At 60.3% G+C, this 23,740-nt stretch carries 25 protein-coding genes; 16 read left to right on the top strand and 9 right to left on the bottom strand.

All coding sequences use genetic code 11. The annotated features are described in order from the left end of the window. Nucleotides 1-140 precede the first annotated feature (140 nt). Entirely contained in the window at nucleotides 141-1,559 is a 1,419-nt protein-coding gene (locus tag AC1RP7_RS15605; protein WP_493182584.1) for an MFS transporter, read from the bottom strand. A 244-nt stretch (nucleotides 1,560-1,803) separates the two neighbouring features. Between AC1RP7_RS15605 and AC1RP7_RS15600 the strand changes: the two genes are divergently transcribed. Together AC1RP7_RS15600 and AC1RP7_RS15595 are read left to right on the top strand one after the other, a co-directional pair. Next, on the top strand, nucleotides 1,804-2,688 hold the full coding sequence (locus tag AC1RP7_RS15600; RefSeq protein WP_493182583.1) for a LysR family transcriptional regulator: 885 nt from the start codon (nucleotides 1,804-1,806) through the stop codon (nucleotides 2,686-2,688). Between the two features lie 232 nt (nucleotides 2,689-2,920). Then, entirely contained in the window at nucleotides 2,921-3,340 is a 420-nt protein-coding gene (locus AC1RP7_RS15595) for an organic hydroperoxide resistance protein (RefSeq protein WP_340317038.1), read from the top strand. Between the two features lie 173 nt (nucleotides 3,341-3,513). Here the strand turns inward: AC1RP7_RS15595 and AC1RP7_RS15590 are convergent, their stop codons facing one another. Both AC1RP7_RS15590 and AC1RP7_RS15585 read right to left on the bottom strand, forming a co-directional pair. Continuing rightward, nucleotides 3,514-3,966: a cupin domain-containing protein gene (locus AC1RP7_RS15590; RefSeq protein WP_223531989.1), complete on the bottom strand. Its 453-nt coding sequence runs from the start codon at nucleotides 3,964-3,966 to the stop codon at nucleotides 3,514-3,516. A 183-nt stretch (nucleotides 3,967-4,149) separates the two neighbouring features. Next, entirely contained in the window at nucleotides 4,150-4,665 is a 516-nt protein-coding gene (locus AC1RP7_RS15585; protein WP_340317040.1) for a winged helix-turn-helix transcriptional regulator, read from the bottom strand. A gap of 99 nt (nucleotides 4,666-4,764) precedes the next feature. Between AC1RP7_RS15585 and AC1RP7_RS15580 the strand changes: the two genes are divergently transcribed. Both AC1RP7_RS15580 and AC1RP7_RS15575 read left to right on the top strand, forming a co-directional pair. Further along, nucleotides 4,765-5,397, top strand: a complete 633-nt coding sequence (locus tag AC1RP7_RS15580; RefSeq protein ID WP_090456283.1) for a cysteine hydrolase family protein — start codon at nucleotides 4,765-4,767, stop codon at nucleotides 5,395-5,397. A 270-nt stretch (nucleotides 5,398-5,667) separates the two neighbouring features. Further along, the gene (locus tag AC1RP7_RS15575) at nucleotides 5,668-6,081 is read left to right on the top strand and encodes a DoxX family protein (RefSeq protein ID WP_218496475.1); all 414 of its coding nucleotides are present in this window, start codon (nucleotides 5,668-5,670) and stop codon (nucleotides 6,079-6,081) included. Nucleotides 6,082-6,152: 71 nt separating this feature from the next. On the opposite strand, the gene AC1RP7_RS15570 is transcribed toward AC1RP7_RS15575, so the two are convergent. After that, nucleotides 6,153-6,320, bottom strand: coding sequence for a hypothetical protein (locus tag AC1RP7_RS15570; protein WP_407516494.1), 168 nt, complete (start codon nucleotides 6,318-6,320; stop codon nucleotides 6,153-6,155). Further along, nucleotides 6,304-6,537 (bottom strand): hypothetical protein, encoded by a 234-nt coding sequence (locus AC1RP7_RS15565; RefSeq protein WP_090456285.1) that lies wholly within the window; start codon nucleotides 6,535-6,537, stop codon nucleotides 6,304-6,306. Before AC1RP7_RS15565 ends, AC1RP7_RS15570 begins: the two co-directional genes overlap by 17 nt. A 337-nt stretch (nucleotides 6,538-6,874) precedes the next feature. On the opposite strand from AC1RP7_RS15565, the gene alr reads away from it, so the two are divergent. Beyond that, nucleotides 6,875-8,104 carry an alanine racemase gene (alr, locus tag AC1RP7_RS15560; RefSeq protein WP_090456287.1) on the top strand — a complete coding sequence of 410 codons (1,230 nt, stop codon included), beginning with the start codon at nucleotides 6,875-6,877 and terminating at the stop codon, nucleotides 8,102-8,104. A 409-nt stretch (nucleotides 8,105-8,513) separates the two neighbouring features. On the opposite strand, the gene katG is transcribed toward alr, so the two are convergent. The 3 genes from katG to AC1RP7_RS15545 form a co-directional block, all read right to left on the bottom strand. Further along, a complete protein-coding gene (gene katG / locus AC1RP7_RS15555; protein ID WP_090456289.1) occupies nucleotides 8,514-10,727 on the bottom strand; it encodes a catalase/peroxidase HPI in 2,214 nt (737 codons plus the stop codon). A 313-nt stretch (nucleotides 10,728-11,040) separates the two neighbouring features. Further along, on the bottom strand, nucleotides 11,041-11,238 hold the full coding sequence (locus AC1RP7_RS15550; RefSeq protein ID WP_007976534.1) for a YbdD/YjiX family protein: 198 nt from the start codon (nucleotides 11,236-11,238) through the stop codon (nucleotides 11,041-11,043). 2 nt (nucleotides 11,239-11,240) lie between these two features. Further along, a complete protein-coding gene (locus AC1RP7_RS15545) occupies nucleotides 11,241-13,298 on the bottom strand; it encodes a carbon starvation CstA family protein (protein WP_090456291.1) in 2,058 nt (685 codons plus the stop codon). A gap of 406 nt (nucleotides 13,299-13,704) precedes the next feature. Between AC1RP7_RS15545 and AC1RP7_RS15540 the strand changes: the two genes are divergently transcribed. From AC1RP7_RS15540 to AC1RP7_RS15490, 11 genes are all read left to right on the top strand, one after another. Then, nucleotides 13,705-15,063, top strand: coding sequence for a cache domain-containing protein (locus AC1RP7_RS15540; protein ID WP_349736726.1), 1,359 nt, complete (start codon nucleotides 13,705-13,707; stop codon nucleotides 15,061-15,063). A gap of 39 nt (nucleotides 15,064-15,102) precedes the next feature. Next, nucleotides 15,103-15,735, top strand: coding sequence for a response regulator (locus AC1RP7_RS15535; RefSeq protein ID WP_090456295.1), 633 nt, complete (start codon nucleotides 15,103-15,105; stop codon nucleotides 15,733-15,735). A gap of 137 nt (nucleotides 15,736-15,872) precedes the next feature. After that, entirely contained in the window at nucleotides 15,873-16,235 is a 363-nt protein-coding gene (locus tag AC1RP7_RS15530; protein ID WP_492624221.1) for a hypothetical protein, read from the top strand. Between the two features lie 213 nt (nucleotides 16,236-16,448). Then, nucleotides 16,449-17,039, top strand: a complete 591-nt coding sequence (locus tag AC1RP7_RS15525) for an amino acid synthesis family protein (RefSeq protein ID WP_007978708.1) — start codon at nucleotides 16,449-16,451, stop codon at nucleotides 17,037-17,039. A gap of 44 nt (nucleotides 17,040-17,083) precedes the next feature. Beyond that, a complete protein-coding gene (locus AC1RP7_RS15520) occupies nucleotides 17,084-17,917 on the top strand; it encodes an alpha/beta fold hydrolase (protein WP_090456298.1) in 834 nt (277 codons plus the stop codon). After that, complete coding sequence (locus tag AC1RP7_RS15515) at nucleotides 17,914-19,395, top strand: aldehyde dehydrogenase (protein WP_090456300.1); 1,482 nt, start codon at nucleotides 17,914-17,916, stop codon at nucleotides 19,393-19,395. Before AC1RP7_RS15520 ends, AC1RP7_RS15515 begins: the two co-directional genes overlap by 4 nt. Nucleotides 19,396-19,407: 12 nt before the next feature. Then, nucleotides 19,408-19,893, top strand: coding sequence for a flavin reductase family protein (locus AC1RP7_RS15510; RefSeq protein ID WP_218496465.1), 486 nt, complete (start codon nucleotides 19,408-19,410; stop codon nucleotides 19,891-19,893). Nucleotides 19,894-20,040: 147 nt separating this feature from the next. Then, nucleotides 20,041-21,492, top strand: a complete 1,452-nt coding sequence (locus AC1RP7_RS15505) for an NAD-dependent succinate-semialdehyde dehydrogenase (RefSeq protein WP_407516565.1) — start codon at nucleotides 20,041-20,043, stop codon at nucleotides 21,490-21,492. Nucleotides 21,493-21,511: 19 nt separating this feature from the next. After that, on the top strand, nucleotides 21,512-21,901 hold the full coding sequence (locus tag AC1RP7_RS15500) for a carboxymuconolactone decarboxylase family protein (RefSeq protein WP_008059553.1): 390 nt from the start codon (nucleotides 21,512-21,514) through the stop codon (nucleotides 21,899-21,901). Between the two features lie 89 nt (nucleotides 21,902-21,990). Continuing rightward, nucleotides 21,991-22,743, top strand: coding sequence for a GntR family transcriptional regulator (locus AC1RP7_RS15495; protein WP_015095667.1), 753 nt, complete (start codon nucleotides 21,991-21,993; stop codon nucleotides 22,741-22,743). A 1-nt stretch (nucleotide 22,744) separates the two neighbouring features. Beyond that, nucleotides 22,745-23,308 carry an NUDIX hydrolase gene (locus tag AC1RP7_RS15490; protein ID WP_102671435.1) on the top strand — a complete coding sequence of 188 codons (564 nt, stop codon included), beginning with the start codon at nucleotides 22,745-22,747 and terminating at the stop codon, nucleotides 23,306-23,308. 134 nt (nucleotides 23,309-23,442) lie between these two features. Here AC1RP7_RS15490 and AC1RP7_RS15485 read toward each other — a convergent pair whose 3' ends face one another. Further along, nucleotides 23,443-23,739 carry a DUF1330 domain-containing protein gene (locus AC1RP7_RS15485; RefSeq protein WP_102671434.1) on the bottom strand — a complete coding sequence of 99 codons (297 nt, stop codon included), beginning with the start codon at nucleotides 23,737-23,739 and terminating at the stop codon, nucleotides 23,443-23,445. Nucleotide 23,740: the final 1 nt, after the last annotated feature.

The following is a 23,740-nucleotide window of genomic DNA, read 5'->3' as shown; positions in this document are numbered from 1 at the left end:
ATTGAAGAAACGCAAGCCCGCAACCAGCCGGGGGAAGGTGGCCCTCAACATAGTCCAGACTGAACACTCGTTCAACAGAAAACTCGCGAGGCTTCGCGTTCAGCGCAAACAGGTCGTTTTCACGACAGTCGCGCCGTTTTTCAGCACGGCGCGATCAGGCGACGTGAAACGATTTTGCTGACTGCGCCAATCGCCAGGGCGACGAGGATCAGCCCGGCGGCGACCACGAACGTCAGCCGCATTCCCTGTGCGATGGCTTCGGGTTGCGCTTGCAAAACATCGTTGCTGGCCGAACCGAAGGCGAACACTGCGCCCATCACGCTAGCGCCGGTGATCAAGCCAAGATTGCGCGACAACCCGAGCAAACCGGACACCACGCCACGCTGCGGCGTCGCAATATTCGACATGACGGCGGTATTGTTGGCCGCCTGGAACAGCGCGTAACCGGCGGTAATGACCGCCAGTGGCACGATGTAGCCGAGCGCACCAAAGCCCGTCGGCACGGCGGGCAGGATGCAAGCGCCGGTCAACATGGCAATCAATCCGAGCATGCTGGATCGATGCGCGCCCAATCCGTCGACCCATCGACCCGCCGGAATCCCGGCCAGTGCAGCGACCAGCGGCCCCGTCGACATCACCAGGCCAACGCTCGCTGCATTCAATGCCAGTGCGCCGGTGAGATAAAACGGCCCCACCACCAGGGTGGCCATGACCACGGTCGTCACCAGCATGCTCATGACGAAACCTGCGCTCAACTGAGGATTGCGGAACATCGTCAGTCGAACCAGCGGTGACTCGGCTGTACGCTCGACGAACACAAACACGCCCGCCCCAACCATCGCCACCAGCAACAGTGCCGTGTTCAGCGGACCAAAACCGCCACGCCCGAGGGTCATCGCCAGCGCATAGGCCAGCAGTGTCAAGACCAGTACCAGGGTGCCGAGGACATCGAAACCCGCTCGATCCGCCCTTTTCCCACGGCAATCTTTCGGTAAAAAACGATGCGCGAGCCCAATCGCCAAAACACCCAACGGCACATTGACCAGAAAAATCGCCTGCCACCCCAGATTGGCAATCAAAAAACCGCCGAGGGTCGGGCCGAGCGATGTGCCAATCGCCGACATGGTGCCGAGCAGGCCCATCGCGCTGCCCATTTTTGCCTTGGGCACTGCCTCGCTCACCAGCGCCATGGTCAACGCCATCATGATGGCCGCGCCGATGCCCTGTAAGGCCCTTGCGGCTATCAGCAACCACAGACTGGCCGCCAGGGCGCACAGGAACGAGGCGACGGCGAACACCGCAATGCCGATCAGCAGCAATCGCCGACGGCCAATGATGTCGCCGAGCCGCCCGACACTGACGATCAACGCCGTGATCGCCAGCAGGTAAGCGAGCACCACCCATTGCACTTGCTGGAAGGAGGCCGAGAACGCTGCGGCCAGTGTCGGTAAACCAACGTTGGCAATGCTGGTGCCCAGGGACGACAGCAACATGGATAACGACAGGCTGGCCAAGGCGCCCCGAATCGATATGGACTTCATTTTCTCGTGACTCCGCAAATAGGTTGTCTCGAGCCTAAGCCCGCACCTAACATGGCGGAAGACGCAGCATTTGCACTTTATACGTGCATACAACGCCACACTCAAAAATGTGGGAGCGAGCCCTGTGGCGAGGGGGCTTGCCCCCGTTTGAGTGCGTAGCACTCACAAGATCTTTGGTGCATCAGAGATTTTGGGGCTGCTTCGCAACCCAACGGGGGCAAGCCCCCTCGCCACAGGGCTCGCTCCCACAGGAATTGATTCGATGCCAGATCTGAATCTGTTGATCACCCTGAACGTGTTGCTCGAAGAAGGCAGCGTGGCCCGCGCCGCGCAGCGTTTGCGCCTGAGCCCCTCAGCCATGAGCCGGGCGCTGGCGCGGTTGCGCGAAACCACGGGTGATCCGCTGCTGGTGCGGGCCGGTCGCGGACTGGTTCCCACGCCCCGGGCGCTGGAGCTGCGTGAACGCGTCGGCGCACTCGTGCAGGATGCCGAAGCCGTCCTGCGCCCCGCCGAGGCACTGAATCTCAATCAACTGGCGCGCACCTTCACCCTGCGCACCAGCGATGGCTTCGTGGAAAATTTCGGACCACCACTGATCGCCCGCCTCCACCAGGAAGCACCCGGTGTCCGCCTGAATTTCGTGCAGAAGCTGAACAAGGACAGCACCCTGCTGCGCGACGGCTCGGTGGACCTGGAAACCGGTGTGATCGGCGAATCGACCAGCCCGGAAGTGCGGACCCGGATGCTGTTTCGCGACCGGTTCATTGGCGTGGTGCGCAAGGGTCATCCACTGGCTCGAGGCGAGATGACAGCGGTTCGTTATGCCGCCGCCCGGCACATCCTGGTCTCGCGTCGGGGCCACGAAAAGGGCGTCATGGACGATGCCTTGAATGAGCTGGAACTGACGCGCGACATCGCCACCATTGTCGCTGGCTTCTCTTCGGCGATTGCTTTGGCGCGGGCTTCGGACCTGGTCGCCAGCGTACCGCAGCGGCACGTCGGCAACCTGTGCCAGGGAATGCATTGCTTTGCCCTGCCGTTCCCCACGCCACCGATCACGGTTTCGATGCAGTGGCACCCGCGCATGGACGCCGACCCGGCGCATCGCTGGCTGCGCGGTTGTGTGTGGGAAGTTTGCAGTCAATAACACCACCGGGACACTGAGTGTGGAACGCCAAGCTTGACCGCCACACCCTCCCCAGTCGAAGGCATTCAAGCGGTTTGTATCGAACTGTACTTCCTCCCGGCCACCTTACACAGCGATACAAATCCGCCAGGTTCAGGACATATGTGCAGTACATGGAAATGAAAAAGTGTGGCGCATCGGAAAGCGCAGGTTTTCCGAGCATTCCAGCGACCCACTGACAGGAAAAACCACCATGATCAATGCAATCGATACCGTGCTGTACACCGGCAAGACCCACACCACCGGCGGCCGCGACGGTCAGGCGCGCAGCACCGACGGACGTCTGGACATCAAGCTTTCGCCTCCCGGCTCTTCAGGTGCCGGCACCAATCCTGAGCAACTGCTGGCGGCGGGTTGGTCGGCTTGTTTCATCGGGGCGATGGGCAAGGCATCCGTCGCGCTGAACGTGGCCTTGCCGAACGACGTTGCGGTGGATGCCGAAATCGATCTGGGCAAGTCCGAAAACGCTTTCTTCCTTCAAGCCCGTCTGAATGTCAGCCTGCCGGGCCTGGACCCGACCATCGCACGCAAGGTGGTGGAAATGGCGCATCAGACTTGCCCGTACTCCAAAGCGACCCGCGGCAACATCGACGTCGAAATCAATCTGGTTTGACCGATGCAAAAAAGCCTAGCCTGTCGTCTTGATACCGGTCAGGCCAGGCTTTTTGAACACCGCAATTGCTGTAGGTGTAGGAGCGAGCTCGCTCGCGATGGTCTCAAGAGCGCCGCGCATAGCCAGCAAGCGCGCGTTTTCGTTAACGACCATCGCGAGCAAGCTCGCTCCTACTACTCCTTCAGGATCAGCAGCGGTTCGCCTTTCTTCACGATGTAGGTCGCCAGTTCCGAGGCCTTGCCTCCACCCACGTTCTTCGCCACATGGGCGACGCCGTCAGGGATGTACAACGAATCACCGGCCTTGAGCGTCACCGGTGCCCGACCTTCCAGTTGATACTCAAAGGTACCGCTGATCACGTGCGCCACCTCTACGCCCGGGTGAGCATGTTTGGGCGAAGTCACGCCCGGATCGAAGTCCACGAGCACCTGAAGGACTTCGCGATCGGCGGCGCCCAGGTCTTCGCGTACCAGGTCGGTGCGATGCAGGCCCTGCTGCCAGCTTTTCATCGCCGGGGCCGGCTGTGTTTCCTGGGCTTGAGAGAGACTCGCTACAGTAGCGAGCCCTGCGGCGGCCAGAGCCAGACCAAGCTTGCCGAGGGTGTGACGGGTGTGGGTACGCAACATTGTCTTTCCTCCAATTGAACCACGCCAGGCCGCGCCGAAAGTGGCGCGGTGCCGGTGGTTCCATTTGAAGGCCGCCGTGTATCGCCCGGGTGTCGGGAAACGGCGGTTTTGTATGCCCCGGTAACGGCGGGCGTTGCGGATACCTGCGGATACAAACCCGCAGCTGCGGGCACGTCGTTGGTCTTATTCCCCCGCCGCCCCGCGACTGCCCTTGAAAGCGTCGCGCCGGGCGCTGCGTTCGGCGACATAGGCGGCACTCGGCTCACTGATCAGGTCCGCGCGGCGCAAGGGCTGCCCGCAATGGGCGCACATCGGTCCGAGCCCGGCCGGCTCGCCGCAACTGCGGTGGGTATAAACCACCGCCAGGCCTTCCTCGGGCGACTTGCACCAGGTTTCACCCCAGGCCCGCAACGCCAGGACCACCGAGTAGAACGCGTCGCCTTTTTCCGTGAGGTGATATTCGTAGCGTTTTGGCCGCTCATTGTAAGCGCGGCGCTCTACGAGCCCGTCGGCCTCCATGCTCTTCAAGCGCGCCGCGACCATTTGCGGCGTAGCGCCGGTCTGCGCCTGGATGTCATCAAAGCGATGGCTACCCATGAACAACTCCCGCAACACCAGCACCGTCCAGCGGTCGCCAACGATGGCTTCGGCCCGGGAAATCGGACACAGGGTTTCAGAAACGGTTGTTTTCACCGACATGCGGTATTGCCTCTTTCCTATTTACTATGATTATCATATTAACGTAGATTCTGAGCAACTACACTTCACCATCCACGGATTGTTTTGCGGAGAACCGTCATGCCCAACGCCACCTACCCTCTTGACCGGACTGCCTATCTGCTGGTCGACCCCTACAACGACTTTCTGTCGGAGGGCGGAAAGATCTACCCCTTGATCGAGCCAATGGCCAAGCAAGTCGGCCTGCTCGACAACCTGCGCACGCTTGATCGCACCATTCGCGCGCTCAACATCCCGGTGGTCATCGTACCGCACCGCCGCTGGGAAAAAGGCGACTATGAAAACTGGGATCACCCAAGCCCCACCCAGTGCAAGGTCATGCATATGCATCACTTCGCACGGGGTGAATGGGGCGGCGAATGGCACCCCGACTTCGCGCCGAAGGACGGTGACATCGTCGTGCAGGAACATTGGGGCTCCAGCGGTTTTGCCAATACAGACCTCGATTTTCGCCTCAAACAAAAGGGTATCACCCACGTGATCATCGTCGGCCTGCTGGCCAATACCTGCATCGAGGCAACCGCCCGTTACGCTCAGGAACTCGGCTATCACGTCACCCTGGTGCGGGATGCGACCGCGGCCTTCATGCCGGAGATGATGCATTCGGCCCATGAGCTGAACGGTCCGACCTTCGCTCACGCCATCCTGACCACCGATGAACTGGTTGCCGCGCTTGCACAGGCAGGTGAATGATGCTGTTGACCGGCACCTTGAGGTCTCGCTCCCACCCATCACGCTTGGCGCGCTTATTGATTGCACCGTGGGTGATGCCCTGGGCAGATGCGATCTCACGGGTGGAAAGCAATCCGGCCCGGGAGGCACGTTCAATTGCCTCCCAGTCGGGTTGCTTGGTTGTCATGGGAATCCTTCAGATTCCTACCAGAAGAGAGTGCGTTGTCGTGCCCAGGCGAACTTCCAGGCGGCAGCTAATATAAAACTGCCCATCACAAAAGGAAGGTAGTCATGAGATACAACCTGTTCGAGAATCAGAGAAACGAGATCATCCTGCTCGCGCGCATCCTTCTGATGATCCTTTTCATCATTTCCGGCTGGAGCAAACTGACCAACTTTGACGGTACCGCTACTTACATGAGCTCTCTCGGCGTGCCCATGCCCATGGTCGCTGCGGGGATTGCGGTCGTCATGGAGTTCTTTGTCGCTATAGCGATAGTCGTGGGTTTCTACACCCGCCCACTCGCATTTCTCTTCGTCTTGTTCGTACTCGGTACTGCTCTAATCGGACATCACTTTTGGACTATGGTTGACCCAGAGCGCGCAGCCAACATGACCCAATATTTCAAGAACCTCAGTATCATGGGCGGCTTGCTGCTGCTGGGCATTACTGGTCCTGGCAAGTATTCGATTGATGGCAGATAGCTTCGCGAACATCACTCGAGCCTTCCCGGTATCCGCGACACAATTTGCTAATTCGCGAAACGTGTCGCGAATTAGCTCTCGTCTGCCTTTCGCTCAGCCCAGCGCTTGCCAAGCTGACGAGCCTGCTCTACGCCGAGCACGCCGATGAAGCCAGCCGTTGCGAATGACCAGGCAATGCTGAAGCCGAACTCATTCACCGTCAGGCATGAGAGGCCGACCCTCTTAGCTTTCACCATCATGCACAGTGACCCTAACTCCCGTAGCGACAATCTCGTACTCAGTTTCGGAAATTTTATTCACGGCACCACCAAATTGCATTTCGAAATGCTTCAGACCTTCATGTCGAACCATGCCGTTTGGCGAGCGCTCAATGGTCTCGTCCTGATAGATGTTAATCACGTACTCCAGGTTATCTGTGCCAACCCCAACTATTTTTCCAACATATTTATCTGCCATGTCCGAACTCCTTGCGTGAAATCTCAAAGTAGCTGGTGCAGGCAGATGAATCCACAGCATTGAACAGTTCACTTCACCATGATGTTGGTCTGCACCTGAGCGTGCAGGCGAGTGACGTTGGTCATGCCCTCTCCAATGTCGCGACATGAATTTCTGTTGTGCGGTAACCGTTCCGGCAACAAACCTTCCTGATGCCATCGCTTGGGGTCAAGCTGAGCGCGAACAAATTCCTTACATGTTTTTACATCTTCGAACCCGGCGTACAACGGCAACTTACATCGCCTTCCAATAATCGGCACCGGAATAATAAAAAGACCGATTACATGGAGAGTTTCAGATGCCCTTTACCCGTACTGTTCTAGCGTTGTCCCTCGGCCTGGTTTTTTTACAGAGCAATGCCCAGGCGGCGGCGCCGCTGTCGCTCGCTAACGGCAACTCCGAGCTGACTGCGCAAATCAGTAATGCCTGGATAGAAATCAATAAGACCGCGTTAGAGCACAATATCCGTACCCTGCAAGCCGAGCTCGCCGGCAAGTCGAAACTCTGTGCGGTACTGAAAGCCGACGCTTATGGTCATGGTATCGGGTTGGTGATGCCTTCAGTGATCGCGCTGGGTGTACCGTGTGTGGCGGTCGCCAGTAACGAAGAGGCGCGAGTGGTTCGCGAAAGCGGCTTTAAAGGCCAGTTAATCCGTGTTCGCACCGCCTCCCTGGGGGAGCTGGAAAATGCTCTGCAGTACAACATCGAGGAACTGGTTGGCAACCTCGATTTCGCCCGCCAGGCGGCCGATCTTGCACATAAACACGGTCGCAAACTGCAGGTGCACATCGGTCTCAACTCAAGCGGCATGAGCCGTAACGGCGTGGAAATGGCTACCGAGCAGGGTAAACAAGACGCGCTGGCGATCACCAAACTGCCAAATGTCGAAGTGGTTGCGATCATGACCCACTTCGCCGTGGAGGATAAGGACGACGTACGCAAGGGCCTGGCAACCTTCAACGAACAAGCGGCCTGGCTGATGGACGTGGCCCAGCTCGATCGCAAGAAAATCACCCTGCACGCGGCCAACTCCTTCGCCACCCTGGAAGTACCCGAATCGCGCCTGGACATGGTGCGCACGGGCGGCGCGTTGTTTGGCGATACCGTCATCTCGCGCACTGAGTATCGGCGCGTGATGCAGTTCAAGTCGCATGTGGCCTCGGTCAATAGCTATCCCGCTGGAAACACCGTGGGTTACGACCGTACATTCACCCTGTCACGTGATTCGAAACTGGCCAACATCACGGTCGGTTACTCCGATGGTTATCGCCGCGTGTTCACCAATAAAGGCGTGGTGTTGATCAATGGTCATCGCGTGCCGGTGGTGGGCAAGGTTTCGATGAACACCGTGATGGTCGATGTCACGGATGCACCCGACGTCAAGGCGGGTGATGAAGTAGTGCTGTTTGGCAAACAAGGCGCAAGCGAAGTCAGCCAGGCTGAAGTCGAAGAGATCAACGGTGCGCTACTGGCCGACCTCTATACCGTCTGGGGCAGCGCAAACCCGAAAATACTGGTCGAGAAGTAATCCCGCCATTATCGTAAATCACAGGGCGCGATCATTCGGGCACAGCTTTGCCGAGCGCTGACAAGCTCCAATGTAGGAAAGGGACTGACAGGAGAGAGCTCGCTTTCTCTTGTCGGAAGGTGACCATCATGCCTTGGCCAGACGCTTGCGATTCGCGAAACGTGTCGCGACTTACTTGGCTCGCCGATCGATCCCACCGGGCGTCTTGTCACAACGCAAGTCGTATTGGTTTGAAGCTGTGTGGATTGCAGGGTGCATTCGAGCAGATGAACGGGCAACAAAAAACCCGGCACGGTGGCCGGGTTTTTGTGTTGAGTGTGTGTATCGATCATAGCTTGCAGGAACCACATTAAAACTACCCATGCCAGCCCACCAAACATCAACAACCAGCGTTATGACAACATCCCCTCTAGACAGTGCGGTTTAAGTCGAATCGGTCCAGGTTCATCACTTTGGTCCACGCAGCGACGAAGTCCTTGACGAACTTCTGCTGCGCATCGGCGCAGGCATAGACTTCAGCCAACGCACGCAACTGCGCATTGGAACCAAAGACCAGGTCAACCCGCGTCCCCGTCCACTTCACTGCACCGGTTTTGCGATCACGCCCTTCATACTCTTGCTGGGCATCCGACACGGGCTTCCACTCCACGCCCATATCCAGCAGGTTGGTGAAGAAGTCGTTGGTCAAGGCTTCCGGACGCGTGGTGAACACACCGTGTTTGCTCTGGCCGACATTGATGTCCAACCCGCGCAGGCCACCCAGCAATACCGTCATTTCCGGCGCACTGAGCGTCAGCAGTTGTGCCTTGTCGATCAGCAATTTTTCGGCCGGTACACGGTACTGTTGCTTCAGGTAATTACGGAAGCCGTCGGCAATCGGTTCAAGGAATCCGAAGGACTCGACATCGGTCTGTTCCTGGCTGGCGTCCATGCGTCCCGGGCTGAACGGCACCGTCACACTGTGGCCGGCGTTTTTCGCAGCCTGTTCGACACCCGCGCCACCGGCGAGCACGATCAGGTCGGCCAGGGAGATTTTCTTGCCATCGGTTTGCGCGCTATTGAACTCGTTCTGGATGCCTTCGAGTTTGGCCAGCACATTGGCCAGTTGCTCTGGCTGGTTGGCCTCCCAGGACTTTTGCGGTGCCAGGCGCAGACGCCCGCCGTTGGCACCGCCGCGCTTGTCGGAGCCACGGAAGCTGGAAGCCGCCGCCCAAGCTGTAGATACAAGCTGCGAGACCGACAGGCCGGACGCCAGCACCTTGCTTTTCAGGCCCGCCACGTCACTGTCATTGACCAGCGGATGATCGACGGCAGGGATCGGGTCTTGCCACAGCAGTTCTTCGTTCGGCATTTCCGGGCCGAAGTAGCGTGAGAGCGGCCCCATGTCACGGTGAATCAGCTTGTACCAGGCACGGGCGAAGGCGTCGGCCAACTGGTCTGGATTAGCCAGGAAGCGCCGCGAAATCGGTTCATAGATCGGGTCGAAGCGTAGCGACAGGTCCGTGGTCAGCATGGTCGGATCGCGCCGTTTGGACGGATCGTGTGCATCCGGAATGGTGCCGGCACCCGCGCCGTTTTTCGGCTTCCACTGGTTTGCCCCCGCCGGGCTCTTGGTCAGTTCCCATTCGTAACCGAACAGGTTCTCCAGGTAGTTGTTGCTCCACTGGGTTGGCGTGGTGGTCCAGGTGACTTCCAGGCCGCTGGAGATGGTGTCGCCACCTTTACCGGTACCGAACGTGCTCTTCCAGCCCAGGCCCTGCAGCTCGAGGCCGGCGGCTTCGGGCTCAGGTCCGACATGATCGACGGGACCTGCACCGTGGGTTTTGCCGAAGGCGTGACCGCCCGCGATCAGCGCGACGGTTTCCTCATCGTTCATTGCCATGCGCGCAAAGGTTTCACGGATATCTATCCCGGCGGAAACCGGATCGGAGTTGCCTTCAGGGCCCTCCGGGTTTACGTAGATCAGGCCCATCTGCACGGCTGCGAGGGGGGTTTCCAGAGTGCGCTCTACGGGATTTTGCCCGGCATCCTTGCCATAACGCACGTCGCCACCCAACCACTTGCCTTCAGCCCCCCAGTAGACGTCTTCGTCCGGTTCCCAGACATCGGGGCGGCCAGCGGAAAAACCAAAGGTCTTGAAGCCCATGGATTCCAGTGCGACGTTGCCGGCGAGGACGATCAGGTCGGCCCAGGAGATTTTGTTGCCATACTTTTGCTTGATCGGCCAGAGCAGCCGACGGGCCTTGTCGAGGCTGACGTTGTCCGGCCAGCTGTTGAGCGGCGCAAAACGTTGCTGGCCGGAACCGGCACCACCCCGACCGTCACCGGTGCGATAGGTGCCTGCGGCGTGCCAGGACATGCGGATAAAGAAAGGCCCATAGTGACCGAAGTCCGCCGGCCACCAATCCTGGGAATCGGTCATCAGCGCAGTCAGGTCGTTTTTCAGCGCCTGGAAGTCCAGGCTCTTGAAGGCTTCGGCGTAGTTGAAGTCGCCTCCCAGCGGGTCAGACTTGGGCGAGTGTTGACTCAAGATCTTCAGGTTCAGTTGGTTCGGCCACCAATCGCGGTTCGTCGTGCCACCGCCAGCGGCGTGATTGAACGGGCATTTCGATTCAGTTGACATGGCATCTCCTCTTGATTTTGTTTTCAGCTAACCACCTTTGAGCGTGGCTCCGGATCACCGATTGATGAAATAGCTTTTCGGTATGGGATCCATAGCCTTGAGGCTATGACAGCCCCGCGATCAGTCGCTCCAGACCCTCCATTAAAGTCCCGGTCGGGGAAACTGTCGCTTCATCTTTGGAGATAGCTGATAAACAGTTCAAATCAGTAACGAGTTGCACAGTGGATGAGCAGCATTGGCTGCAAGGACGTTGTCATCAGGGCATTCCTGTATTCAATAAAAAACCGGCCTTTCAGCCGGTTTTTTATGTCACTCAACAGCACTTCGGTCCGGCTTTACTGCCGTAACGGGCCTCCTGGCGCTCGCGGAAGAACGCCTCGTAGTCCATCACCGGTTTGTCCGGGTGCTTGGTCTGCATATGCTCGACGTAGTTGTCGTAGTCGGGCATGCCGACCATCAGGCGCGCGGCCTGACCGAGGTATTTACCGAGGCGACTCAGGTCATTGAACATGATCAGGCATCCGGCAGCGCTTGATATGGCGCTTCTTTATCCGTGCGTTCCTTGGTGCCCCAGGCAGCGATGCCGACCTTGAGCGCAAAGAACAGGATGCTGAACACCACGAACAGGAACAGCGCAGTCAGGGTCGCGTTGGTGTAGGCGTTGAAGATCACATGCTGCATCTGGTCGATGCTCTTGGCCGGGGCCAGCACCTGACCATTGGCCAGCGCATCGCTGTACTTCTTCGCCAGGGCCAGGAAGCCGATCGCCGGGTTGGCGTCGAACAGCTTGATGAAGCCCGCTGTCGTGGTGCAGATCAGCAGCCATACGGCCGGCAGCAAGGTCACCCACACATAACGCTGGCGCTTCATCTTGATCAGCACCACGGTGCCGAGCATCAGCGCGATACCGGCCAGCATCTGGTTGGAGATACCGAACAGCGGCCACAGGGTGTTGATGCCACCCAGTGGATCGATCACGCCCTGGTACAGCAGATAACCCCACATGGCCACGCAACCGGCGGTGGCCACCAGGTTGGCGGTCCAGGATTCGGTGCGTTTGAGCGCCGGCACGAAAGAGCCGAGCAAGTCCTGGAGCATGAAGCGACCGGCACGGGTACCGGCATCCACTGCGGTGAGGATGAACAGCGCTTCGAACAGGATCGCGAAGTGGTACCAGAACGCCATAGTGTTTTCACCCGGCAGAACACTGTGCAGGATCTGCGCGATACCGACCGCCAGGGTCGGCGCACCACCGGCACGGGCCAGGATGGTGGTTTCACCGATGTCATGGGCTACGGCTTGCAAGGCTTCCGGGGTAATGGCGAAGCCCCAGCTGCTGACGGTTTGCGCAACGGTCACCGCATCGGCACCGACTACAGCGGCCGGGCTGTTCATGGCGAAGTACACACCCGGATCGATCACCGACGCGGCAACCATGGCCATGATGGCGACGAACGACTCCATCAGCATGCCGCCGTAACCGATGTAGCGGGCATGCCCCTCACTGGCAAGCAGCTTGGGCGTGGTGCCGGAAGCAATCAGCGAGTGGAAACCGGAGACCGCGCCACAGGCGATGGTGATGAACAGGAACGGGAACAGACCGCCCTTCCAAACCGGACCGGTGCCGTCGACGAACTGGGTCAGGGCCGGCATTCTCAGCTCGGGCATGGTCACCAGGATGCCAATCGCCAGGGCGACGATGGTGCCGATTTTCAGGAACGTCGAGAGGTAGTCACGGGGTGCCAGGATCAGCCACACCGGCAATACCGCCGCCACAAAACCGTAACCGATCAGCATCCAGGTGATCTGGATACCGGTAAAGGTAAAGGCTTTGGCCCACACCGGATCCGCGGCAATCTGCCCGCCGAGCCAGATCGAGCCCAGCAGCAACAGCACGCCGATCACCGAGATTTCACCGATGCGGCCCGGGCGGATGTAGCGCATGTAGATGCCCATGAACATCGCGATCGGGATGGTCGCCATTACCGTGAAAATGCCCCAAGGGCTTTCGGCCAGGGCCTTCACCACGATCAGCGCCAGCACCGCGAGGATGATGACCATGATCAGGAAGCAGCCGAACAGCGCGATGGTGCCGGGGATGCGGCCCATTTCCTCACGGACCATGTCGCCCAGGGAACGACCGTTGCGGCGGGTGGACATGAACAGGACCATGAAGTCCTGCACCGCACCGGCCAGCACCACGCCGGCGATCAGCCACAGCGTGCCGGGCAGGTAGCCCATCTGCGCCGCCAACACCGGGCCGACCAGCGGACCTGCACCGGCAATGGCCGCGAAGTGGTGACCGAACAGGACATGTTTGTTGGTCGGCACGTAGTCCAGACCATCGTTATTGAGCACAGCCGGAGTGGCTCGATTGGGGTCGAGTTGCATCACTTTGTTGGCGATGAACAGGCTGTAGTAGCGGTAGGCAACGAGGTAGATGGCGACGGCTGCGACTACGATCCACAGGGCGTTGATCGCTTCGCCGCGGCGCAGGGCCACGACACTCAGCGCAATCGCTCCCAGGACAGCCACGGCAAACCAGGCGAGGTGTTTAGCCAGACGGGGCATAGCGTGTCTCCTGCCGACAGCCAGTGACTGCGGCGGTAATTTTTATAATTGTGTCCGCAGTGCGGAGCTGGCCCAATATCTGCGCATGTCGTCCACAAATAAATCCGCGTTACTACGTACGTGGCGTCTACGTAGTTCTACGTAGATGACGCCGATCTCATGTGGGTTCACCACCGGACCCGGGGGACATCCCCGATCAAATGTGGGAGCGAGCTTGCTCGCGATAGCGGGCTGTCAGACACATCAATGTTGAATGTGCCGCCCTCATCGCGAGCAAGCTCGCTCCCACAGGTTCTGTATTTCAACTGAATGGCATCCCGGCCGCCGGTCATTCCGTCCAGCAACGCTACTGGCCGAACACCTCTTTGGCATATGATCCCGAGCCTTCGCGCGGGCAGGAGTCAACATGCAGCTCAAACACAAGATCGTCGCCCTCGGGATTCTGCCGCTGGTGCTGGCCATTGCCGTCATCTGCGCGCTGGTGATTTCCCTCAATCGCCAATTGGGCGATCAGCAGGCACAACTGATCGAAGACAGCATTCTGGCGAGCAAGCGCGCGGAGCTGAAAAACTACGTGGAAATGGCCCAGAGCCTGATCGCGCCCCTGTACGACGACGGCCACGGCGATGCCCGTGCCCAACAACAAGTGCTGGAAGAACTGCGCAAGCTCAGCTTTGGCATCAACGGCTACTTCTTCGTCTACGACCACGAAGGCCGCAGCCTGATGCATGCGCGCCAGTCGGAACTGGTAGGCCAATACTTGTGGGACATGAAAGATCCCCACGGCCTGCCGGTGATCCAGGCGCTGCTCAAAAGCGCGCAATCGGGCGAAGGTTTTCAACGCTATGCCTGGAACAAACCCTCCTCCGGCCAGGTGACCGACAAGCTCGCCTACGTGGTGATGCTCGATCGCTGGGGCTGGATGCTCGGTACCGGCATCTACCTCGAGGATGTCGAACGCGCCACTCAGCAGGCCCGTGCCGAAGTGGCCATGGGCATCCGCAAGACCATGATGGCGATTGCCGTGGTCGCCCTCGTCGCGGTGCTGTTCGTATTCGCCACCGGCATGACCCTCAACGTCAGCGAACATCGGCTGGCGGACAAGAAACTGCAGCGCCTGACCCAGCGCATCGTCAGCCTGCAGGAAGAGGAACGATCACGGGTGTCCCGCGAGTTGCACGACGGCATCAGCCAGGTGCTGGTCTCGATCAAGTTCCAATTCGAACTGGCCAGCCATCTGCTGGAACGCGGACAGGCCCACGACAAGGGCTTGAGCACGCTGAAAGACGCCACCGAGCGCCTGGGCGATGCCATCGGCGAAGTCCGCAGCCTCTCCCACGACCTGCGCTCATCCCTGCTCGACACCCTCGGCCTGCCGGCGGCCATCGGCCAATTGGCTGCCGAATTCGAGCAGCGCAGCGGGCTGACCGTGACCTATGACGAAAATGAATTCGACTGTCAATTGGTCGACGGCGCGGCTGTTTCGCTGTTCCGAATCGTCCAGGAAGGCCTGACCAATATTGAACGCCACGCCCAGGCGAAGAACGTGTCCATTACACTGCGCGGCTGCGACGACTCCGTGCGGCTGACGGTGGTCGACGACGGTATCGGTTTCAACGTCGCCCAGGTCGAACGTCGTCAGGCCGGCATTGGCCTGCGTAATATCCGCGAACGCGTCGAACATTTTGGCGGGCGCTTCGAATTGATCTCGATGCCGGGCAGAAGTGAGCTGGACGTACTGTTGCCAATGAAACCAGACGCATAACGCTGACCCGACCCAAAACTACAAGAGTGAATAGCTGCGATGAACCTGCCCTCCCCGATCCGCGTCGCCCTGGTCGACGATCACTCCCTGGTCCGCGACGGAATCAAGGCGCTGCTGGCCGTGATGTCGCCCCTGGAAATGGTCGGCGAAGCGGAAAACGGCGCCGCGGCCATCGAGATGGTTGGACGTTGCCAGCCGGACCTGCTGCTGGTCGACATCAGCCTGCCGGACATGAACGGCCTGGAACTGACCCGCGTGCTGCGCAGCCAGTACCCGTCGCTCAAGGTGCTGGTGCTGAGCATGTACGACAATTACGAATACGTCAGTGAATCGGTGCGCTCCGGTGCCAGCGGCTACGTGCTGAAGAACGCCCCGTCACGGGAAATCATCGCCGCCATCGAGGCCATCACCAGCGGGGGAACCTTCTACAGCGCGGAAATCGCCCAGCGGCTGATCGCCGACAGGAACACCGACAACGAACTGACCCCTAGGGAAAGCCAGGTGCTGTCGAAGATGGCGCAGGGGTTGAACAACAAGGAAATGGCCCGGGAACTGGACATCAGCGTGCGCACGGTGGAGACACACCGCTTGAGCATCCGGCGCAAGCTCAACATCGACAAGCCGGCGGCGCTGGTCAAGTACGCCATCGATCACGGGCTTATTTCCCGCTAGTACCGCTCCCACAAGGGGCATCGAATCCACCATTGACTGCGTCGATAGTCACCATTGATTCAATGAAGTTCTCTTAAAAAATCCACGGCGTAACATCTGCTCCATACCAACCCATCAGCACCCCGGAGCACACCATCATGAAACGCCAAACCCTTCTCGGCATCGCTTTCTCGGTTTTCGCAGTTAACGCTTTCGCCGCTACCGCCGCTCAACCTGTGGTCGCTGAAGGCGGCTCGGATCGTCTGATTGAAAGCCGTGTGGCCGAGGGTGGTTCCGATCGCCTGATCGAGAATCGAGTCGCCGAAGGTGGTTCGGATCGCCTGCTGGAAAAACGTGTTGCCGAAGGCGGCTCCGACAAGCTCCTGCAAAACCGCGTCGCTGAAGGCGGTTCCGACAAGCTCCTGCAAAACCGCGTAGCCGAAGGCGGTTCCGACAAACTGCTGCAAAACCGTGTAGCCGAAGGCGGTTCGGATCGTCTGATCGAAAGCCGCGCTGTCTGAATGCAGTGCTTTACCGCAGGACTCGACGAAAAACCCGGTCTCATCAGCCGGGTTTTTTTACGTCTTTTATAAGTCCTTCCCGACACGCATAGCGCCTCGCCCGCCCCCCCTTTTATCGCCATCCAGCCAGAAACTCCGTTCGGGGGACTTGTGCTTCCGGTATTATGGTATACCATCAGACGCACAGACACCCAAACCTCTACGGAGCAGCTCATGAGTTTCGAAATCCGCAAGATCGTCAGCTATGTCGAAGAAACCTTTATTGAAGGCGGCAAAGCCACCGATAAGCCCGTGACCATGGTCGGTCTGGCCGTGGTGATGAAGAACCCCTGGCTGGGCAACGGTTTCGTCGAAGACCTGAAACCACAGATCCGCGCCAACTGCTCCGACCTCGGCGCACTGATGGTCGAGCGTCTGGTGGGCATCATTGGCGGCGCCGAGAAAATCGAGGCGTACGGCAAGGCTGCGGTGGTCGGCGCCGACGGCGAAATCGAGCACGCTTCGGCGGTGATCCACACCCTGCGCTTCGGCAACCATTACCGCGAGGCGGTCAAGGCCAAGAGCTACCTGAGCTTCACCAACAAGCGCGGCGGCCCGGGCACCTCGATCCAGATCCCGATGATGCACAAGGACGACGAAGGCCTGCGCTCGCACTACATCACCCTGGAAATGCAGATCGAAGACGCGCCGCGTGCCGACGAAATCGTCGTGGTCCTGGGTTGCGCCGACGGCGGCCGCCTGCACCCGCGCATCGGCAACCGCTACATCGACCTGGAAGAACTGGCCGCCGAAAAAGCCCAGTAACCGGCCAGCAGAACGACAACAAGAAGGCATTGCAGGAGCGCTCCATGATTCGGCTCACCGCTGAACTCACCCCGGCTGGCACCAGTTACCTGGCGACCGGCCAAGGCCAGCCCGTGGTCTTGATCCACGGCGTGGGCCTGAACAAAGAAATGTGGGGCGGCCAGATCGTTGGCCTGGCCACGAAGTACCGCGTCATCGCCTACGACATGCTCGGCCATGGCGCCAGCCCGCGACCGGAGAACGGTACGCAACTGCTCGGCTATGCCGACCAGTTGCTGGAGCTGCTCGACCACCTGCAATTGCCCAAGGCAACGGTGATCGGTTTTTCCATGGGCGGGCTGGTGGCGCGGGCCTTTGCCCTGCACTACCCGCAACGCCTGGAAGGCCTGGTGGTGCTCAACAGCGTGTTCAACCGCAGTGCCGAACAGCGTGCCGGGGTCATCGCCCGCACCAGCCAGGCTGCCGAACACGGGCCGGACGCCAATGCCGAAGCCGCACTGTCGCGCTGGTTCAGCCGTGAATACCAGGCCGCGAACCCGGCGCAGATCGCCGCGATTCGCCAGACCCTGGCCGGCAATGACCCTCAGGGCTACCTGACCACTTATGAACTGTTCGCCACCCAGGACATGTACCGCGCCGACGACCTGGCCAGCATCCAGGTGCCGACGCTGATCGCCACCGGCGAACTGGACCCCGGCTCAACCCCGGAAATGGCCCGGCAACTGGCCGAACGCATTCCCGGCGCGACCGTTGCCGTACTCGCCGAGCAACGGCATATGATGCCGGTAGAGTCGCCGCGCCTGGTCAACCAGCTGTTGCTGGAGTTTCTGCAGACCGCGCACTCCAAACAAAACCAGATCAAGGGGATCGTTGCATGACACTCGCACGCTTCCAGATGTGCATCGGCGGTGAATGGGTCGATGCCCTGTCCGGCAAGACCTTCGAAAGCCTCAACCCGGCGCTGGCCGAACCCTGGGCTGAACTGCCCGATGCCGACGAAGCCGATGTCGAGCGTGCCGTGCAGGCTGCGCAGACGGCTTTCGACAGCCCGGCATGGCGCGGTTTGACGGCTACCGCTCGCGGCAAATTGCTGCGACGCCTGGGCGACCTGATCGCCGAGAACAAAGAACAACTGGCGCAGCTCGAAAGCCGCGACAACGGCAAGCTGATCCGCGAAACCCGTGGCCAGGTCGGCTATTTGCCGGAGTTCTTCCACTACACCGCAGGCCTGGCGGACAAGCTCGAAGGCGGCACCCTGCCGCTGGACAAGCCGGATCTGTTTGCCTACACCGTGCACGAAGCCATGGGTGTGGTTGCCGCGATCATTCCGTGGAACAGCCCGCTGTACCTGACCGCGATTAAACTCGCCCCAGCCCTCGCCGCAGGCAATACCATCGTGATCAAGCCGTCGGAACACGCCTCGGCAACGATTCTTGAACTGGCGCGCCTGGCACTGGAAGCCGGGATTCCGCCGGGGGTGGTCAACGTCGTCACCGGTTACGGCCCGAGCACCGGCGCCGCCCTCACCCGCCATCCGCTGATCCGCAAGATCGCCTTCACCGGCGGCGCGGCGACGGCTCGGCATGTGGTGCGCAGCAGTGCCGAGAACTTCGCCAAGCTGTCGCTGGAACTGGGGGGCAAATCGCCGAACATCATCTTCGCCGACGCCGACCTCGACAGCGCGATCAACGGCGCCATCGCCGGGATCTATGCCGCCTCCGGGCAAAGCTGCGTCTCCGGTTCGCGCTTGCTGGTGCAGGACGAAATCTACGATGAGTTCGTCGGTCGTCTGGTGGAACGCGCCAAGCGCATCCGCATTGGCAACCCGCAGGACGACAGCAGCGAAATGGGCCCGATGGCCACCGCGCAGCAACTGGCCGTGGTCGAAGGTCTGGTGGCCGATGCCATCGCCGAAGGCGCGCGCCTGCGCCTGGGCGGCAAGCGTCCAGAGAATCTGGGTGACGGCTGGTTCTACGAACCGACGCTGTTCGAGTGCGACCGCAATTCGATGAAGATCATGCAGGAAGAAGTCTTTGGTCCGGTGGCTTCGGTCATCCGTTTCAAGGACGAAGCCCAAGCGCTGGCGATTGCCAACGACTCGCAGTTCGGCCTCGCCGCCGGCATCTGGACCCGCGACCTGGGCCGCGCCCATCGCCTGGCCCGGGACGTGCGTTCGGGGATCATCTGGGTCAACACCTACCGCGCGGTCTCGGCCATGGCTCCGATCGGCGGCTTCAAGAACAGCGGCTATGGACGCGAAAGCGGCATCGATTCGGTGCTGGCCTACACCGAGCTGAAAACGGTGTGGATCAACCTGTCCCAGGCACCGATGCCTGATCCCTTCGTGATGCGCTAGGAGTCCTGGAAAATGATCGAACCCGGCATTTACAAAGACGTGATGAGTTCGTTCCCGTCCGGGGTCACGGTGGTCACCACCCTGGACCCGGACGGCGGCATCGTCGGCATCACCGCCAGCGCCTTCAGTGCGCTGTCGATCGACCCGGCACTGGTGCTGTTCTGCCCCAACTACGGCTCCGACACCTACCCGGTGCTGCGCGACAGCAAGCAGTTCGCGATTCACCTGCTGTCCGCCGACCAGACCGCCGAGGCCTATGCCTTCGCCGGTAAAGGCAAGGACAAGGCCAAAGGGATCGAGTGGCACTTGAGCGAACGGGGTAACCCGATCCTGGCCAAGGCTACGGCGATCATCGAGTGCGAACTGTGGCGCGAATACGACGGCGGCGATCACGCGATCATCGTCGGCGCGGTGAAGAACCTGATCCTGCCCGCGCAACCGGTCACGCCGATGATCTACCACAAAGGCAAACTGGGCCCCCTGCCCACCCTGGCCTGACACTGCTTTTCTGTGGGAGCGAGCTTGCTCGCGATGACGGTGTATCAGTCGACATAGATGTTGAATGTCAGTCCGCTATCGCGAGCAAGCTCGCTCCCACAGGTACTGCACCAGACAGTTAAGTCTTCATTCTTTCCAGGAGCCGGCATGAGCCCAGCAGCCTCGCAATTGTTCCGTCAGCAGGCCTACATCAATGGCCAGTGGCTGGACGCGCCGGATGGCGCCTGTCAGGACATCTTCAACCCGGCCACCGGTGAACTGATCGGCCAGGTGCCGAACCTCGGCGCCGAGCATGCGCGCCTGGCTATCGAGGCCGCCAACAAGGCCTGGCCGGCCTGGCGCGCGCTGACCGCCAAGGAGCGCAGCAATACGCTCAAGCGCTGGCATGCCTTGATGCTGGAAAACGCCGACGCCCTGGCACACATCCTCACCCTCGAACAAGGCAAGCCACTGGCCGAAGCCAAAGGCGAAATCCTCTACGCCGCGAGCTTCATCGAGTGGTTCGCCGAAGAGGCCAAGCGCATCTACGGCGACACCATTCCCAGCCACAAGGGCGATGCGCGCATCGTGGTCAGCAAGGAGCCGATTGGCGTCGTCGCGGCCATCACGCCGTGGAACTTCCCGGCGGCGATGATCACCCGCAAGGCCGGCCCGGCACTGGCGGCCGGTTGCCCGTGCATCGTCAAGCCGGCTCCGGAAACTCCGTTCTCGGCACTGGCCATGGCTGCGCTGGCGGAACAGGCCGGGATTCCAGCGGGCATTTTCAACGTGATCACCGGCGATGCCATCGCCATCGGTGGCGAGCTGACCGGCAGCAGCCTTGTGCGCAAACTGTCGTTCACCGGCTCCACCGCCATCGGCAAACTGCTGATGGCCCAGTGCGCGCCGACCCTGAAAAAAGTCTCGCTGGAGCTGGGCGGCAACGCGCCGTTCATTGTCTTCGACGATGCCGATCTGGAACGCGCGGTTGACGGCGCGCTGATCGCCAAATTCCGCAACGCCGGGCAGACCTGCGTCTGCGTCAATCGCTTCCTGGTGCAGGCCGGCATCCACGACGCCTTTGTCGCACGCCTGGCCGAGCGGGTTTCGCAACTCAAGGTCGGCAGTGGTTTCGATGATGGCGTCACCCAAGGGCCACTGATCAACGAGCGCGCCGTGGCCAAGGTCGAAGAACACGTGCAAGACGCTCTGGCCCACGGAGCACAACTGTTGTGCGGCGGCGAACGCCATGCGCTGGGCAATGGATTCTTCCAGCCGACCGTGCTCATCGGCGTCACCACCCGGATGAAAGTCGCCCGGGATGAAACCTTTGGCCCGTTGGCCGCCGTGTTCCGTTTCGACACCGAGGCCCAGGCCGTCGAGATGGCCAACGACACCGAATTCGGCCTGGCCGCCTACTGCTACACCCGCGACCTGGGCCGCGCCTGGCGCATGAGCGAGGCGCTGGAGTACGGCATGGTCGGGATCAACGAAGGGCTGATTTCCACTGAGGTCGCGCCATTCGGCGGGATCAAGTCCTCGGGTCTGGGCCGTGAAGGGTCGAAGTACGGCATCGAGGATTACCTGGAACTCAAATACACCTTGATGGGCGGCCTTTGAGCCCGCGGGAGCTACGCAAATGAGCAACGAAAAGTATGAAAAAGGCCTGAAGATCCGTACCCAGGTGCTGGGTGAGGCCTACGTCAATCGTTCCATCGAGAACGCCGACGACTTCACCCGACCGTTGCAGGAAATGGTCACCGAGTATTGTTGGGGGCATGTCTGGGGTCGTGAGGGTTTGTCGCTCAAGGAGCGCAGCATGATCAACCTGGCGATGATCTCGGCCCTCAACCGGCCCCATGAACTCAAACTGCATGTGCGCGGCGCCTTGCGTAACGGCCTGAGTCGTGAGCAAATACGCGAAATATTGCTTCAGGTCGGCATTTATTGCGGTGTTCCCGCTGCCGTAGACAGTTTCCGGCTCGCCCGTGAAGCCTTCGCCGAAGCCGATGCCGAGGCCTCCAGTTAACCCTTGGCTGTTTGATCTGACCGGGCACCCAGATTCCTGTAATCGAAGTGCTCTTTTTTGCATGGACAGCCACAATCAGAGCGGACCCCATGAAACGCCTGCCACTCGACGACAGCTTCAAGGTCAATCGCAACCCCGTTACCCTGCGCGAAATCGTGCTGGATAAACTGCGAAGCGCCATCATGAACTTCCAGCTCCTGCCGGGAGACCGTCTGGTCGAACGCGATCTGTGCGATCGCCTGGGCGTCAGCCGTACCTCCGTGCGCGAAGCCTTGCGTCACCTGGAATCCGAAGGCCTGGTGGAATTCGCCGACGCCAAGGGCCCGCGTGTCGCGATCATCACCCTGGCCGATGCCGTGGACATCTACGAGTTGCGCTGCGTACTCGAAGGGCTGATCGTGCAACTGTTCACCCTGCGCGCCAAGGCCAAGGACATCAAGGCCCTGGAAAAAGCCCTCGAAGAAAATCGCAAGGCGCTCAAGGACGGTGAGCTGCAACAGGTCATCGACTCAGTGCAAGGTTTCTACGATGTGCTGCTCGAAGGCTCGGGCAACCATGTCGCGGCCACTCAATTGCGCCAGTTGCAGGCACGCATCAGCTACCTGCGCGCGACCTCGGTGTCCCAGGAAAACCGTCGCGGCGCCAGTAACCAGGAAATGGAACGCATGGTCGAGGCGATCAAGGGCGGTGATCCGCTGGCCGCCCACCAGGCTTGCGTCGACCACGTGCGTGCGGCCGCTGCCGTGGCCCTGGACTACCTCAAGCGCAAGCAGGAAGAAACCGGCGACATCCCGGCGATTACCTTGCCCATCGCGCTGAAAGAACCGCGCATAGGTCGCTGAAATGTTCAGCCCGAGCTTTTGCCCCAAGTGCGGCAGCGCAGACCTCAGGTCACAGTTGCCGCCGGGCGATACGCACGAGCGCCTGATGTGCCGCGGTTGCGGCTACATCCATTACATCAATCCGAAAATCATTGCCGGCTGCATCATCGAGCAGGACGGCAAATATTTGCTGTGCCAACGCGCGATTCCGCCGCGTCCGGGCACCTGGACCCTGCCGGCAGGCTTCATGGAAAGTGGCGAGACCACCGAACAGGCGGCCTTGCGCGAAGTCTGGGAAGAAAGCGGCGTGCGTGCCGAAATCGTCTCGCCCTATTCGATCTTCAGCGTGCCGAAGATCAGCGAGGTGTACATCATCTTCCGCGCCATCGCGCTGGAGATTACCGGGCAGTACGGCCCGGAAACCCTTGACTACAAGTTCTTCGCGCCCGAGGACATTCCCTGGGACAGCATCTACTATCCGGCGATCCGGCAGATCCTTGAGCGCTATATCGAGGAGCGCCAGGCCGGGGTTTATGGCATCTACATGGGCAATGACGACAGCGGGAAGATTCACTTTATTCGCTGAAAAAACCCCATTCCCCCTGTAGGAGCGAGTCTGCTCGCGATGGTCGTCAACGATGACGCGTGCTGACTGACCGAACGCGTTGCTCTAACGTTTTTCGCGAGCAGGCTCGCTCCTACAGGGTCAAGCGGTGTTGGTCAGAGCGGCGCCATGCCCTCGACGATAATGACCTCTGCCTTCGCCACGCCTTCGCGATGTCCCCTGGCCTCCTGATACAGCGCCGAGTGATAGCACGCCACCGCCTGCTCATAGGAATCAAACTCGATCACCACACTGCGTTGCGGCGTAGGCCGGCCTTCCATCGCCTCGCTGCGCCCGCCCCGCGCGAGAATCCGACCGCCATACTGAGCAAACGCCTTCGGCGCCCGCTGGGTGTATTGGCTGTATTGATCGGGGTCGGTGACATCCACATGAGCAATCCAGTACGCCTTCATA

The organism is Pseudomonas sp. GW822-FHT01E03, from assembly GCF_058802985.1.
This window is presented reverse-complemented; position numbering and strand designations above follow the sequence as displayed.